This is a genomic window from Salinispirillum marinum (assembly GCF_042650105.1).
Taxonomy (GTDB): Bacteria; Pseudomonadota; Gammaproteobacteria; order Pseudomonadales; family Natronospirillaceae; genus Salinispirillum; species Salinispirillum marinum.
In genome coordinates this window covers 663,679-678,156 of record NZ_JBHSAL010000002.1, presented here as the reverse complement: position 1 = coordinate 678,156, position 14,478 = coordinate 663,679, and the positions used below count along the sequence as shown (strand labels likewise).

At 51.8% G+C, this 14,478-nt stretch carries 15 protein-coding genes; 8 read left to right on the top strand and 7 right to left on the bottom strand.

What is annotated here, in order from left to right:
- Nucleotides 1–203: 203 nt before the first annotated feature.
- The 6 genes from ACFOSD_RS10310 (at nt 204) to ACFOSD_RS10285 (ending at nt 4,337) form a co-directional block, all read left to right on the top strand.
- Nucleotides 204–392 carry a hypothetical protein gene (locus ACFOSD_RS10310; RefSeq protein ID WP_380696181.1) on the top strand — a complete coding sequence of 63 codons (189 nt, stop codon included), beginning with the start codon at nt 204–206 and terminating at the stop codon, nt 390–392.
- A 75-nt stretch (nt 393–467) separates the two neighbouring features.
- Complete coding sequence (locus ACFOSD_RS10305; RefSeq protein WP_380696179.1) at nt 468–1,103, top strand: DUF2306 domain-containing protein; 636 nt, start codon at nt 468–470, stop codon at nt 1,101–1,103.
- 69 nt (nt 1,104–1,172) lie between these two features.
- On the top strand, nt 1,173–1,631 hold the full coding sequence (locus ACFOSD_RS10300) for a hypothetical protein (RefSeq protein WP_380696177.1): 459 nt from the start codon (nt 1,173–1,175) through the stop codon (nt 1,629–1,631).
- Between the two features lie 73 nt (nt 1,632–1,704).
- Complete coding sequence (locus ACFOSD_RS10295) at nt 1,705–2,130, top strand: cyclic nucleotide-binding domain-containing protein (RefSeq protein ID WP_380696175.1); 426 nt, start codon at nt 1,705–1,707, stop codon at nt 2,128–2,130.
- Between the two features lie 3 nt (nt 2,131–2,133).
- The gene (locus ACFOSD_RS10290) at nt 2,134–3,447 is read left to right on the top strand and encodes an MFS transporter (RefSeq protein ID WP_380696173.1); all 1,314 of its coding nucleotides are present in this window, start codon (nt 2,134–2,136) and stop codon (nt 3,445–3,447) included.
- Nucleotides 3,447–4,337, top strand: a complete 891-nt coding sequence (locus ACFOSD_RS10285; RefSeq protein WP_380696171.1) for a hypothetical protein — start codon at nt 3,447–3,449, stop codon at nt 4,335–4,337. Before ACFOSD_RS10290 ends, ACFOSD_RS10285 begins: the two co-directional genes overlap by 1 nt.
- 84 nt (nt 4,338–4,421) lie before the next feature.
- Here the strand turns inward: ACFOSD_RS10285 and ACFOSD_RS10280 are convergent, their stop codons facing one another.
- Nucleotides 4,422–5,099 carry a hypothetical protein gene (locus ACFOSD_RS10280; RefSeq protein WP_380696169.1) on the bottom strand — a complete coding sequence of 226 codons (678 nt, stop codon included), beginning with the start codon at nt 5,097–5,099 and terminating at the stop codon, nt 4,422–4,424.
- Nucleotides 5,100–5,219: 120 nt separating this feature from the next.
- Between ACFOSD_RS10280 and ACFOSD_RS10275 the strand changes: the two genes are divergently transcribed.
- Nucleotides 5,220–6,377 (top strand): helix-turn-helix transcriptional regulator, encoded by a 1,158-nt coding sequence (locus ACFOSD_RS10275; RefSeq protein ID WP_380696167.1) that lies wholly within the window; start codon nt 5,220–5,222, stop codon nt 6,375–6,377.
- Between the two features lie 55 nt (nt 6,378–6,432).
- Here the strand turns inward: ACFOSD_RS10275 and ACFOSD_RS10270 are convergent, their stop codons facing one another.
- A complete protein-coding gene (locus ACFOSD_RS10270) occupies nt 6,433–6,732 on the bottom strand; it encodes a flavodoxin family protein (protein ID WP_380696165.1) in 300 nt (99 codons plus the stop codon).
- Between the two features lie 32 nt (nt 6,733–6,764).
- On the bottom strand, nt 6,765–7,190 hold the full coding sequence (locus ACFOSD_RS10265) for a VOC family protein (protein ID WP_380696163.1): 426 nt from the start codon (nt 7,188–7,190) through the stop codon (nt 6,765–6,767).
- A gap of 102 nt (nt 7,191–7,292) precedes the next feature.
- On the opposite strand from ACFOSD_RS10265, the gene soxR reads away from it, so the two are divergent.
- On the top strand, nt 7,293–7,766 hold the full coding sequence (soxR, locus tag ACFOSD_RS10260; protein ID WP_380696161.1) for a redox-sensitive transcriptional activator SoxR: 474 nt from the start codon (nt 7,293–7,295) through the stop codon (nt 7,764–7,766).
- A 37-nt stretch (nt 7,767–7,803) separates the two neighbouring features.
- On the opposite strand, the gene ACFOSD_RS10255 is transcribed toward soxR, so the two are convergent.
- The 4 genes from ACFOSD_RS10255 to ACFOSD_RS10240 all read right to left on the bottom strand — a co-directional run bounded on the left by ACFOSD_RS10255 (nt 7,804) and on the right by ACFOSD_RS10240 (nt 14,055).
- Nucleotides 7,804–9,540, bottom strand: coding sequence for a putative bifunctional diguanylate cyclase/phosphodiesterase (locus tag ACFOSD_RS10255; protein WP_380696159.1), 1,737 nt, complete (start codon nt 9,538–9,540; stop codon nt 7,804–7,806).
- A 76-nt stretch (nt 9,541–9,616) separates the two neighbouring features.
- Complete coding sequence (locus tag ACFOSD_RS10250; protein WP_380696157.1) at nt 9,617–10,585, bottom strand: NAD(P)-dependent alcohol dehydrogenase; 969 nt, start codon at nt 10,583–10,585, stop codon at nt 9,617–9,619.
- A gap of 94 nt (nt 10,586–10,679) precedes the next feature.
- Entirely contained in the window at nt 10,680–13,301 is a 2,622-nt protein-coding gene (locus ACFOSD_RS10245) for a LuxR C-terminal-related transcriptional regulator (protein WP_380696155.1), read from the bottom strand.
- 88 nt (nt 13,302–13,389) lie between these two features.
- Complete coding sequence (locus ACFOSD_RS10240) at nt 13,390–14,055, bottom strand: hypothetical protein (protein WP_380696153.1); 666 nt, start codon at nt 14,053–14,055, stop codon at nt 13,390–13,392.
- Between the last annotated feature and the right edge of the window lie 423 nt (nt 14,056–14,478).

The following is a 14,478-nucleotide window of genomic DNA, read 5'->3' as shown; positions in this document are numbered from 1 at the left end:
CGCATGAGCGTGCAGAGACTCAAGGGACAACCCCCCGCAGGGTGCTACTTGGTAGTGCCGAGTTTGGCATTGGCCGTCACCTTCGTCATTAGCATTAAGGGGTACGTTCACTTAGTACCCTATGTAGAAAGTGATGATGAAGTGTTTCTCAAAACCATCATTCCCAGCAGGAAATTTACCAAGCTGTACCTTGGAGGCAAATCATGAGCAAAGGCAAGTTATCGACTGAAGAGAAAGCTCTGCTTGATGCTGTAGAAGCTGGCGAGTTTGAATCCGTATTAACTGAATCTCGTAAGCGGGAGTTGGAGGCCATCGGGCAGCATTCGGTCCTGTTAGAGCACGCTGAGGAAGAGTTGTTGCGTAGTGAGGCTGCGGCAAAAAACACTCGTTAAGTCCACTTTGGATGGAGTGATTTTCTAAGAGCAATCTATACTAATGGCCTTTGTTGCCTACTAGAGCCTGATGTTATGAAAATTATTGGCATGTTTTGGTTTTACTTTCTTGCGCTTGGTGTTTCGGGTTATGCGATTTTCGCTTACGGTTTTTTTCCGTTGGGGTCGCTGGTTCATCCTGATATGAAGGTGGTTTACCTTGCGCATCAAGCGGGCATTTATACCCACATATTCGCCTCGGCGGTTGCTTTAACGCTTAGCCCGTTTCAGTTTACGGCTGGGTTGCGGAACAGGTGGCCGCAGGTGCACCGTATGATAGGCCGCACGTATCTTGGCGTTGGTGTGGCTTTGGGCGGGTTGTCTGGCTTGTATATGTCGGTGCATGCCTTTGGTGGCCCGGTGGCGAAAATTGGGTTTGCTGGCCTTGCGCTCTGTTGGTTGTTTACGGGTGTTTGTGCTTTTCTGGCAATCCGCCGAGGTGAGGTGCAAGAGCACCGCAAGTGGGTGGTGCGCAATGTGTCGCTCACGCTGGCTGCGGTGACCTTGCGTATTTATTTGCCGTCTTCCATGGTGGCGGGTATTCCCTTTGAGGTGGCGTATCCTGTTATTGCATGGCTTTGCTGGGTGCCTAATTTGGTTGTGGCGGAGTTGTTGTTTAATAAATCGGGTAGGGGCTTGCTCAAGTTGAAGCAGATGCGCGGTTTGGCTTGATTTCTTCAGAGCGTCCCTAGCGTGAGTTCGTTTGATGCCGGTTGCAACATAAAATTTTAAGGAGAAAATGTGAATACCACCAAGCTAATAAAGGCACTCGTAGTGTTCGATGTTGTGTTAATTGTTATCGCAATTACACTTTCCTATTCGCTGGAGTCTTATTTGCCCCTGCTACTTCAGCAATACCTTATTGAGTATGCTAACTCTGAATATACAACACTTGACCATTTTTTTGATTGGGCTAGGCCGTTGTATCTAGCACTTTTTATTGCGGCTGTCGTTGGCTTGTTGCTTACTAAGCAGTGGGGGAAGTACCTGTATGCTGTGTCATTTGTTTTAGGTCTTCTTCTATCGCCTTTTGCGGGTCCTGTGGTTGAGCACGGTGTTCCGGACATGCTGTTTGATCTCTCGTCGGCCATCTACGGTGCGGCTTTGGCTTTATTGTTCTTTTCAAATTCAGACTTTAGCGACTCAAACGTGAAAGTGCCGGAAGCTGTCGTTTTAGGCAGGTCAAGCCAGAGAGATTAACGGGGTATATAGGCAACATCACACATCTGATATAGCATATGTGACAAGTTAACCAAGCGGCAATGTGAGTAGTATGACGCTTTTTGAAAAGATGCTTTTCCTTGGTCGGACTGACCTGTTCAGTGCGCTGCCAGCTGAAGATTTGGAGTTGATCGCTCTGGCAACGGAAGTCATTGAGGTTGAAGCCGATCAATGGCTGTTTCACCAAGGTGATGTCGGTGATCGTATGTATCTGGTGGTGTCGGGTTCGGTCACGCTGTGGGTGCAGCGGCCCAACGGATTACAGCCGGTCACTACGCGCGGCGCTGGGGACTTCTTCGGCGAGATGGCTTTGTTGGACGATGCGCGTCGCTCGGCCAGCGCGCAATGCGCTGAACATTGCCAGTTTCTGGTGTTGGATAAAGAAAGCTTCGTGCAGTTGGTGATGGACTATCCGGCAATCGCCTTGGCGGTGTTCAAGTTTCTATGCGCGTTAATTCGCGGTGGAGATAAGGACTAAACCATGCGCTGGCTAGAAGGACTGTTTTCGCTAAGACAAGATGAACTCACCAAAGCGCTGCCGTTCCTGGGGCTGTTGGTGTGTTTATTCGGCGGTGTGACCATCGCCCGTAACCTCGCCATGAGTTTTGTGGTGACGGACATGGGGAAAGAGGCGCTGCCGCTGTTGTTTTCCCTCATTGGTGTTTTTCAACTGCTGTTTGCGCTGGTCTATGCCGTACTCAGTGCCCGGTTCGGTACCCGCCAGTTATACAACGGCTTGTTGGTCGCTTTAGCCGTTTTCTGCGCTGCTTGTATGCTGCTGTTGTGGTGGGAAGCACGCTGGGCATCGGCGCTGTTGTACGTTGGTTTATTTGTCCTCTTGCCGGTTATCCTGATTCACGATGGAACACACCTGGCATCTTATCTAAATCCCCATGAGCAAAAAAAACTGGCCGGTTTTATCGCGGCAGGCATTCCACTGGGCGCGATGTTGGGGGGTGCCTTGTTGGTGGTGCTCTTGAAATGGGTGCCTCCGGTGCTGTTGTTGTTGGCCTTGCCGCTTTCAGCGGTACTTACCATTTTAATGGTGTTGCGCATTGCGCGCCGCCGCGTGTCGTTTGGTGACGATGCGCCGGCCAGCGAATCCGTCAATCCTTTGCGCCAGATGCACGCGGGGGTGAAGTCGGCCGCTAAAGTGCCGTTGATTAAATGGTTGGCGGCGGGTGTGTTTGTGGCCACTGTGGTGCAGCAATTGATGGTGTACTTCTATCAGGGGATGATTTACCCCACGGTATTTCCGGATATTGCGGAGCGTGCGGCCTTTTTCGGTAAATATGATCTCTTCATGAATTTCGCCGCGTTGCTGTTTCAACTGACGTTGGCTTCGCGCTTGATCAATCGGTTGGGTGTGGGCGTTTCGAGCGTTCTGCACCCTGTTTTGTACCTTGGTTCGGCGATATTGTTGGCGGTCAGCCAGGGGTTGCTGGCCGGTATCGTCAGTCAGGCTGTAAACCAAGAGCTGCGTACCTACTTTCGTAAACCGGTCGATAACCTGCTGTTTAATGGGCTGAACAGTAAGCTTTGGGGCGTCAGTAAGGCCTTTTTGGGCGGCATTGTGCAACCGGTCGCTATTCTGTTCAGCACGTTGCTGTTGTTTTTGCTACAAGCGTTTTCAATGTCGTTAATGCTGCCGTTATTGCAGGGGTTGGTGGTGTTGTTTGCTTTGCTCGGCGTGGCCTTGGTGGTTCCGCAAGCAAGGGCTTATGATGCCGGTGTGTTGGCCTTGCTGAATTGGATATTTTGGCTTATGTCGCTGAACCCAAAGACGTCGCCTTAATGACATCTGCATTGACGGACAGCGCAGGCGTGGTGCGTGCGGCAGCGTTGCGTGGCTTGACGACTCTGCCTGTTGAGCACTGGCTGACTCCGAATCGAATACAGCAGGCGTTGAGGGATCGTCAGTCTTCTGTGCGCCTAGCCGCCGTACAGGTGTTGCAACGGTATCCTGAAGGTATGACGGATGGGCCTGCACTTGTATTGCCATTGTTGGCCGACCCGGCCCCTCGGGTCGTGCATGCGGTACGCAACTTATTAGAGGCGCAATTACCACACCAACAAGAACCCTTATTGCAGGCTGTGTTTGATCTGAATACGCCGTTTGTGCAACGTGCTCAATTGTTGAGTATTTTGACACCGCTGCGTGACGATGCGTTCAATGAGCGGTTGCAGCAATCTTGCCAGCAGGCGCTCGGTCGCGTGCTTTACGCCAGTAGCCTCGGGCCGCGTATACAGGGCGAAGTCAACGGTGCGCTGGGTGAGTTCCTGCAACGACACATCAACCAACTGATGGCTGATGCCTTGCGATTTGCGGTGTTGGCGGTGGTCACATTGGCGCAGCAGGACGATGAATTGGCACGGCGGATCAGCCGGGGGCTGTTATCTACCCATGCGCGTGAACAGGGTTTAGCGATGGAAGCTCTTTCGCGGTTGCCGCAACGCGTGTTGGCGGGGTGGGTGGTGCGGATTGCGGAGGCCATGTCTTTGCCCGTGTCTCGACGCGATGAGCTCTACCGCGAATTGACCGGTAAGCCCCTGCCTCAGCGAGTGGGGCTGGCCCAACAGTTAGACTTGTTGGGCGGCACCTATTTGCGGGCTGCGGCGTGGCTGTTGCAGAGCGATGAGGTGCCCACGGATTCCGAGATTCGTCGGCTATGGGCGACGACGTGAAGATGTATCCTTCAATGCCAGCATTCAGGTGCTTGGAATGATCACTCTACTAGGTTGCTAGGCATAGGGCTTATGGGACTCTAATCAAGTCGGCTTTTTGATCATGACAAGGCCCATCCAGAGAAACCATATTATTCCTGTAATGCCGAACAGATCTCTCAACACCGGTTCAGCGGAAAAAAGTGTTGCCGCACCGATTGCACCTTTCACCAATGTGAAGGTGCACAGGGGCTTTGACAACAGGCTGTGGCGCCAGCTAACCGCCCCCAACAGCAACAACCACACGCCGCCGACAAACTCGATACCGCCGCCCAAGCTTTCCGTCAACAGGATTCGGGCATAGTAGATCACCTCTGCCGCTGCGGGATTCGAGTTGCTGTAGCTTGCCAGTAATTCATGCGAGCTTATGCCGATCATTCCAGCGCATAACAATATCACCCCCCAGAAGTAGCCAAACAACGTGGCCATTGCCATAGCAGTCGGAGACACCTGTTGGTAAAGGCCACCAATGACATTCACGCAGAAACACAGCAGGCACGAAAAGAGGACGTAGCCCAGAACATAGGTAAGGTTGAGTAAACCCTTATTCTCAATGAGGTAAGCAATCTTTTCAGTGGTATTTGCCTCTGCTGGCATCCGCAATACGGCGCCATAGATAACAAAGAGGGTGACATAACATAAAGCCATGCCAATAAAGGCTGCGCCAGCAAGAGGAGTTAACGGACGCTTGCTTGGGGTCATTTGGTTGGTTAGTGTGTCCATCGTTTGGTTTCCTAGGTGTTTATCTCACGTTGATGGCGTCATTGTTGGCCTTTTTGTGCCTGTCTTCGTCCGTTCCAAGTGAGAAGGACAGGTTTTTGATCAATTTCTGAGGAATTCAGGATGTTTATCGGCGGCATTGGGGTTGGTATCGGGCTGTTGTTTCTATCACTGCTGTATCTGAATCCGGCCGATCACAAGCCGAGAAAGCTCGTTGTCGGTATTATTCTTATCTTGTGTTGGCTGGTGTCCGGCACACTCATGCTCGATACGGGAGGCCTGTCCGCGAGGCTGTATATCGCTTCTATTCCGGTTCTCTTTTTTCTACTGCTACCGCTGATCTATTGGTATCAGCAGTCATTAACTGCCTTTGGTGCTAAGCCAAAACTGGAGAAACGAACCATTCATTGGATACCCGTTGGGTTGGGCGGCCTGCTCAGCCTATCCATTGGCCTAATGCCGAGTGACGACTTCAATAACATGTTCTTTAACGACCCGGAGCAACTTTCAGCCTGGGTGGTTGTTAACTCCGCCGGGTTTGCCTTATTGTTGGCCGGGTGGACGATTCTGAGCTTTTTCTACCTCGGTAGAATCGTGATCAACACCAAGGCATATCACCAACGACTGAATACCGAGTTTGCGGACCATGAAGGGAAGCGCTTGGATTGGCTTATTGGATTTACTGGCCTGCTGGTGGTCACTTGGGTTTATGCACTCATTGTTTTGGGGGCATCGCCCGTGACATCGATGCCGCTTGTTAGCGAAACTGTATTTTCTGTCATGGTCCTTCTGCTGATTTGGCTGTTTTGCCTGCAGACGTTGAACAGAAGACCGGTGTTCGCTCATATTGAACCGGAGCCGGAACAGGAGCCCGAAGCGAAAAGCGTTCCTGGGCAAAAATACGTGAATTCGTCGATGGATAATGAACGTTTAAAGCGCATCGCGGATAAGGTCGAGCGGAAAGTGATGGGGGAGAAATTCTATTTGAATCCGGACATCGATGCCTCATCGCTTGCATCTGAACTGGGTACTTCCGTTCATTATTTATCACAAGTGTTGAGCCAGGAAATGCAGACGACCTTTTACGGTTACATCAATGACGCTCGTATAGCGGCGGCGAAAGAAATGCTTAAAACGAGCCAGCAAAGTGTCTTGGACGTTGCTATGTCCGTCGGGTACAACACCCGCTCGTCTTTTTACAAAGCGTTTAAGCAGAGAACGGGCATGACGCCGAGCAAGTACAAGGCGTCAGTCACTGCGATTGAACCGATTTACGATTGAGGCTTCAACTGACCACTGTCGATCATTTGCTGAAAAAAGTCGTTCATGGACTCTTCTAACGGTCGGTATTGAATGCCCAGTTCTGTTGTTCCCAAAGTTCTCTGGTGGCATCGGCAAAGGCTTTAAACTGCGCGGTAACGCTGCCCATATAGGTGGGCGAACCGAAGACCAGTGCATCGAAACGGGTCAGTTGCTGCAACAGTTCAGTGTTGCGAAAACGTCCATCCTCAATGTCTGCTCCAACAATCTCCGCTTGAATGACTTCTATGTCGGGCTGTGCTGCTCCTTCAGCAATAGCCTGCGCCAATTGTTTGGTCGTGCCAGATGGTGAGTGAAATATTATGGCGATCTTCATTCAGCATTTTCCTTCTGTAGTGTTGCTTCGCGTCATTGGGTTTCTTGGTTGAGATTCCTCTCGGCGGGGATGTCGCTCAGGTACTCAACAAACTCCACTTCAAAGCCGGCCGGGTCGATAAAGTAGACGTTTTTACGAAACGGCTCGGTGGCGCCGGATTTGGCGATTTCAAAACCCGCGTCAGTGAGTCGGGTAATTACCGCCTCTATGTTGTTGGTGACGTAAGCAAAATGCGCCAGACCTACATTGTTGCTTTTCAGGTTGCGGTTCGTGCCTTCGCCCGGTGCACTGAATGCAAGATATTGATGGTCATCCCCAAAGTGCACCCATTTGCGTGGTTTACCATACCATTCGCCGTGACCCTCATCGCGTATCCGCCAGTGCGGGAATGCGGTGCGGTAGAATTTCAGTACGTCTTCAAGATTGGGAACAAACAGGTTTAGGTGTTCTAAGTACATGATGGTCTCCTTGCATTGATTGTTCGGGCAGGGTAAAACCTCAAGTTAGGTTGAGGTAAAGCGTTTTTTGCCAGAATTTGGAAAAAAATTTAGGAGCAGGGTATGGCGGAAGCCAACTGGGGCGTCGGTGCGGTTGCTAAACGCAGTGGTGTGAAAGTGAGCACGTTGCATTTTTATGAGCAACAGGGGTTGATTCAAAGCTGGCGCAACAATGGTAATCAACGGCGCTACAAGGCGGATGTGTTGAGACGCATTTCTGTGATTAAGGCGGCCCAGAAGGTAGGCATCAGCCTGGACGAGATCAAACAGGCTTTTTTGTCACTTCCTAATAATCGTACGCCCACGGTAGACGACTGGACACAGTTGTCTAAACACTGGAGAACTGTTTTGGATGGACGCATTGCGTATTTGCAAGCGTTGCGCGACAACTTGGTGGGCTGTATTGGCTGCGGCTGTTTGAGCATGACGAAATGCCCGCTGTATAACCCGGATGACAAGTTGGCAGAGTCAGGGAGCGGGGCAGTGATTTTGGATAGGGCAGAAGATGAGGCGCGTACGGAAGAGCAATCGCGTTGACGCACGCACACTGCTGCGTACTTAACGCCAAGCAACCTTATGCTCGACGCAGCGGGAAGCGAATATCCGTACCGGCTGCGGAAAAGAAGGTTTGGGCTTCCTGGACCGTCATGGGTTTGTGCCATAGGTTCCCTTGTATCAGGTCGCAGTTCAAATCATTTAACCGTTCGGCATCTTCCTTGCTCCCTATACCGCTGGCAACAACGGGGAGTCCGAGTTCGTGCGCGAAAGCGATTAATGCGCCAACATAACGCTGTCGATCTGGATTGACATGCAAATCCTTGCACAGATCATGGTGCAGCTTGATGAAGTCCAGTGGCACTTTGGCGGCAAAGGTCATCGATGATGCGTTGCCACCGAAGTGGTCGAGCACGACTTGGCCACCCATTTCACGGGCTTGTTGTAAGGCACTGAAGGCCAAGGCGTGGTCACGAAAGTGTGGTGATTCAATGATTTCGAGGGTGAGGTCAACCTTGCCATCGGCGAAATAGGGTATGGCTTCGCGCATAATGTCGACAAAGGAGCCGTCATCCAACTGGCGGCGAGTCAGGTTGATGCCTATGCCGATATCGAATCCTTGATCTTTGAAACTGGCCGACAATTTAGCGGCACTGAGAATCAGCCAACGATCAAAGGCTTTGCCTTCTTCTGAATGGATCAAAAGAGGGTGAAAGTGTTCCAATTCCAACAAACCATATTCGGGGTGTTGCCAACGAGGCAGCACTTCAAACCCAATGGTCTTCCCGTGCTTTGGTGAAATAACGGGTTGGATATACATTTCTAGGCCGTCGGTTTTTAAGGCCCGTACCAGTTCTGCCCGGTTCTGACTTTTTTCCCGACTTTCTACAACATCACCTGCTGTTACGGTGCTAGCGTGCATCTGTTGCTTGGCTCGATACATTGCTTGATCGGCCGCTTTGAGCAAGTCTTCCGCGGAAATTTGCGCGTCTTGCGTGCAGGCGTAGCCAAAGGATGCGCCAATAGGCAATGTCAGGCTGGCATTGATTTCAATGGGTTGGAATACCCGTTCAACCATGCTGTTGAGGTAGTCTGTGATGGCCTCTTGGTTGAGCGTGCCCGTAAGCATGAGGACGAATTCATCCCCTCCTAACCGACCGGCGCGGTTACCGTGGCTCATCTCGGCCAGTAACCGTTCGCCTAGCTGGCTTAAAACGCGGTCGCCGATATCATGCCCGTAGTTGTCATTGATGGGTTTGAATTTATTGAGGTCGATAAAAACGAGGCAAAGGGCGCCCTGATTCACTGTCAGGTCTCGTAATTTGGCCCGCAATTCGTTCAGGAAGGGCTCGCGGGCCAGCAAGCCGGTCAGCGGGTCGAGCGCTGCTTGCTGGCTCAAGCGGGATTCGTTCAATACTTCCCAAGTGATGTCTTGTTCGATTACCAGTATCAAATTGCCACGTGGGTTGTAGATGTCGGATTCGATGGCCGACAGGGCGTGTCGATACCATCGGCCTTGCTCAACGGTATTGTGCAGTGATTCGACGGTAATCGTGCGGTAGTTCTGTGGCGATGATAATACGTCATTGAGCGCAGTAGTGAGGCGATCTTTCGGCGTTGTTCGGTATAGGTTAGCGAACAAAACCGGATCATTGTCCAGCCGCTTGCCGACGGTTTGATGGTGGGTTGACCACCACGCGTTGTTGGCAAATTGGATGGGCTGGTTGGGTAGGCTGCCATCAATCACCATAGCGGGTAGGGCGATGGCATTTAACCAATCTTGGCCGGATGAGACTGCATTAATGGGAGAATTCATGCGCGAAGTTTAGCGTGGCAACCCTTGTTTGGCACGCTGAATTGCAGGTTCTCGTCGTTTGTTGTCCGCCGGGTTGTTACGTTTCGATGGTAATCACAATTTTTCCTTTTGCGCGTCCTGTTTCCAGGTGACGCAGGGCGTTAGCGGTTTCTTCCAGCGGGTAGTAGCGGTCAATGACCGGTTTGATCTGCTCGGCCTCGGCCATCGTGCACAGCGTCAACAAGTCCGCTTGCTTCGGTAGGGCCATGGGCATGATGCCGATTGAATATCCGCCTTTTTTCGACGCCAGTTTGCCTTGCAGACCATAGCCAATCATGTGTAACAGCGACGAAAAACCACACAACAGGGCGCGGCCTTGTGGGGTCAGTATGTGCTTGATCTCGTTGACGCGCCGGTTGGCAGCGATGTCAAATACGAGGTCATACCGCTGATTGCTTTGCGTGAAGTCTTCCTGTGTATAGTCGATCACGTGATCCGCCCCGATGCGCCGTACCATGTCGGCGTTCGCACCGCTGCATACGCCGGTGACTTCAGCCCCCAGCGCTTTAGCGATTTGTACGGCGAAGGTGCCCACCCCGCCCGATGCGCCATTGATCAATACTTTTTCTCCGGCGACCACCTGACCGCTGTCGCGGATACCTTGTAGGGCGGTCATGCCTGACAGCGGAATGGCGGCTGCGTCCACGCCTAGGTTGCTCGGTGCATGAGCCAATAGATGTTCCGGTACGGCGGCGTATTCGGCAAAGGCGCCATTGCCGATTTCGCCGTAGACCCGATCACCTACCTTAAATTGTGTGACGCGAGCACCAACAGCTTCGACCGTTCCGAGTGCATCAGCACCCAAACGTGGATTCTTTGGCCGCATCAAGCCATCGGAGAGACGCACGAAAAAAGGGTCGGCGCGCAGACGGTGCCAGTCGGCGGCGTTGCAGGCCGCTGCTTGTATTTTGATTAGTACTTCGTTGTCCTTGGGTGTCGGTTGTTCAATATCGCGCAGCTCAAGCACATCAGGCGAGCCGTAAGATGGGCAGATGATCGCTTTCATGTAAGCCGTGCTCTAATGATTATTCTATAGGGAACGTTAGTCATTCTTGCCAAACGTTTATAGATACTTAAGTAGGGTTTTGCCCGCTGCATGGTTATAACAGGCCGAGCTCGCGTGCCTTGGCGATGGCTTCCGTTCGTCGCTGCACGTTGAGTTTTTCAAAGATGGATTTGTTGTGGCCCTTAATGGTGCTTAGCGCACGATGCAGCCGCTCGCTGATTTCCTGATTCGATAAGCCTTCGGCGACCAGTTGCAACACTTCAAGCTCACGCTTGCTGATGGGTTCTGGCAGTTCTGCGCTGGGCGTTGAATATTCGGGCTGATCGAACAGGCGCAACACGTTTTGTATAAAAGCTTCATGACTTTTTGTTGCTATTTGTGCTGCTAAAAGCTCTGTAAACAGGGCTTTTACGGCAGTGCCTTCATCCAAAAATACGCGCACAGCGCTCTGCGGTTCGGCTATCTCGATGGCCGGTGCGAGATGTTCCAGTGCTGCAGGCATGTCATGCTGCGCGTAACTTACCAGCGCCCAAGACAAGTGTTGTAGCAGGTGGTCGAGTTGGGTGATGCAGGGTGTAGTGTTCGTGATTAGGGCTGTGTGCGCTTTGGACAGGTCGCCTTGGGCCAAAAAAGCCCTAACGCGATAATATGCCTGCGGTTGCCGCGTGGCCCAATGTTCGGCTTGTACGAAATCTTTTTGTTTTAAGGCAAGCCGAGTACGCAAACGGGCGAGATAAGGACGTTGCAATTCATAATTGTGTTGTTGAATGGCCTTTTCTGTCTGTGTCAGTAGCTCTTCGGCTTTTGTGACGTTCTCTTCTGCCAAAGCAATTTCGGCCAAAAACAATTGGCAGTAGGTGGCGCGGTCGGTATGCAGAATTTTCTGCGCAAATGGAAGCCCGGTGTGTGCGTATTGCTGTGCCTTGTCTAACGCATTCCATTGGTAATGTACCATGGCGAGCGTTAGATAAGCGTCGCAGATGGGTGGGGCAGGTCGATCCCCTGCACACTCGATGGCTTCTAGGCAAATTTTCTCTGCCGGATAAAGTTGCAGGTTATCTAACCAGATCTTAGCCAGGCCCAAACGGCACATATTACCAATGGTGATGTGGCCGATCTGGTCGCACACGTTCAGACTTTCAGCATAGGCTTTTTCTGCTAGGGCGAGCTCACGGCGCAACGAGTGCGCGTATCCCGTCGCCCACGTGATCGACGCTCGCACCGACAGGTTGCTGGGCTTCAAGTGTTTTAGTGCGATGTCGGCTTGCGTGAGAATGTCTTCATGGTCGTGCCTCGTTACTGCCAAGGTGGCGCGAATGGAGGCCATGCGGCCCAATAATTCGGGTTCGGACGCGTCCGGTGTGAGATGTTTTAATGCGCGTTCGGCAGCGTCCACTTTTTCTGCGACCCCATCGGTGCGACCAATCACCAACAGGCATGATGCCCAATTCACCCACAATTCAGGGTGGCGGTTCATGATGTCTGGCGAAAGTGTTGCCAACCAACACATGATGGGGAAAACGCCCCCACGAAACTGTAATGGCATGATGCCACTACCGATAATGCGCAATGCAAGTTCGTAGTCTTCCGCTGCAGCGGCATGTTCAAACGCTTCGATTTCCAACCCTTCCTTTTGGAACCAATGGCTGGCTGCCAGATGACGTTGGCGCAGGGTATCTGGTGATTGCAGCTGCAAGCGCTTGCGCAATAGCTCCGCGAACAGGTGGTGGTACCTGAACCATTTGCGTTCCGCATCCAACGGGATGATGAAAAGGTTGGCGCGCTCGATGATATCTAAGATCTCTTGGCTGGTCTTAAGATTGGCGTCGATGTTGATGTGTTCGACCACGGCATCGCATAAGGGCGCGCAGAAGCGTTTGAGCACGGCGGTATTCAGCAAGAAATGTTGGATGTGTTCGGGCTGTTTCAGTAAGACGTCTTCGAGCAGATAGTCGATGATGAATTGGTGGCCGTGCTCAATTTGCGTGAGAAGTTCATCCAAACTGACCTGACTTTGCAGCGACAAGGCCGCGAGTTGCAGTCCGGTAATCCAACCTTCCGTGCTTTTTTCCAGCGCGGCTATGCCTTGCGTCGGCACATTCAAATGCATGATGTGATTCAGGAACTGCGTTATTTCGTCGGTATTGAAGCGTAGGTCTGCCACTCTGAATTCGGTCAGGTCGCCCTTTGCCCGCAATTTGGCCAGTGCCAAACTCGGTTCTTCGCGGGTGGTGATGATGACGCGTACCGTATCAGGCAGGTATTCCAACAAGGTCGTAAACAGCGGATTGGTTATTTCTGACTGTGCACTGTGTAAGTCGTCCAATACGAGTGTTATACCTTCGTCCAACGCATGCAGTTCGTTGATCAGTTCGGCAGTAACGGCGTCGAGCGCAGGTGGTTGTGGACCTTGTAAGGCGGCCATCAAACTGCGGCCAAAGGGTTTTCTTACCGATTGAATAGCGGCAATGAGATACGTCAGTAAGCGATAAGGGTCTTTGTCATTGTCGTCTAAAGACAACCATGCTGCGGTCGTGCCTTGGTCGGCTAACCAACTGCTGACGAGGGTGGTTTTTCCGAACCCCGCCGGTGCGGAAATCAACGTCAGTTTGCCTTCGCGTCCGGCACGAATACGCTCCAATAAGCGCGGCCGAGGGATAACCGTCGACCGCACTGGGGGCGCGTAGAGTTTGGTGGCAAGAAGAAACGTAGGCATGACGCCATCGTACAACATAAGATCGCTCAAGGAACATCTGAACATTCAGTTATTTTTCTGCCAAACGTTGGTGCTAATAGCATTCGCCCTAGAAGCTAACACCAAATGATAGGAGCTGATCTTCGCCACCGGCTATGTCCAGTTGCCAGTCGAAGGTTTTAAAGAGGGCATGCTCCTGTTTGCCGTTCTGTAATTGCTTAACGGCGCGTTCGGCCGGGCTTTGGAAGGCCAAATAGGCAATGCCTGCAGCGAGGGATGCAACGCCGTTAAACGTGGCGGAGTCACTATCATTGTCATCTAGAAAGAAGTAATAAGACGCTATACCGACGTTGAAAACGCCGGATGTCATACGACCTCTGCGCTGTTCACTGGCAAGTTGAAACAGGGCATCCCGCGCTCGTTGTTCGCGCTCGTTAGGATCTTCAATTGATATAACCCGACCTAATGCTCGCTCGGTGGAGGTTTCAAAATGTCGTGCAATGACTCCGCCGCCCAAGGCTAATGCACTTCCCACGGATAGGGCCGACGCTGTTTTGTGCTCTCCTTCTATGTGCAGGCCAAGACTGGTCAGCGCTGCGACACCCGCCCCGACAAAGAGGACATTGCTGGCGAGAGCACGTTCATCTTCCGCACGCACGGAAAGCTCGTTAAGCGTGCCAAACGCTGAGATTTCAAATTCTGTCGCGGCACTGTCTTGTATTACGATGGTCAGCATTAAGGGAACTGCGAGAAAAACACGGGTAAAAATAGGCATATTGCGCCAACTCCATTGGTTAATAGACGTTGCGCAGCTTAGATGGTCGGCTAGGATACTCTTAGGTACTAAAGTAGGGTTCGGAGTAGGGTTTTGAGGGTTATTTTGATCCGACATGGCTTCTTAACGTCAATTCAATACAGCGGAGTAGATAGAAAGCCGACTGGTTGGGGCTTTGTAACGCGCGCGCCAATAGGGCACGGTAGCACGTCACACCACTGCCTGATGACGAAATGCACACATTCATGATAGGCTTCTCGGCATGAGAATTTATAATTGGAACTCAGATAAAAATCAGGAGCTTATTGTCGGGCGGGGCGTGTCCTTTGAGGAGGTAATCTTTCATATTGAGCGAGGTGGTCTGCTAGATGACATTACCCATCCTAACGCCGTTGAATACCCCAACCAACGCATCTTCGTCAA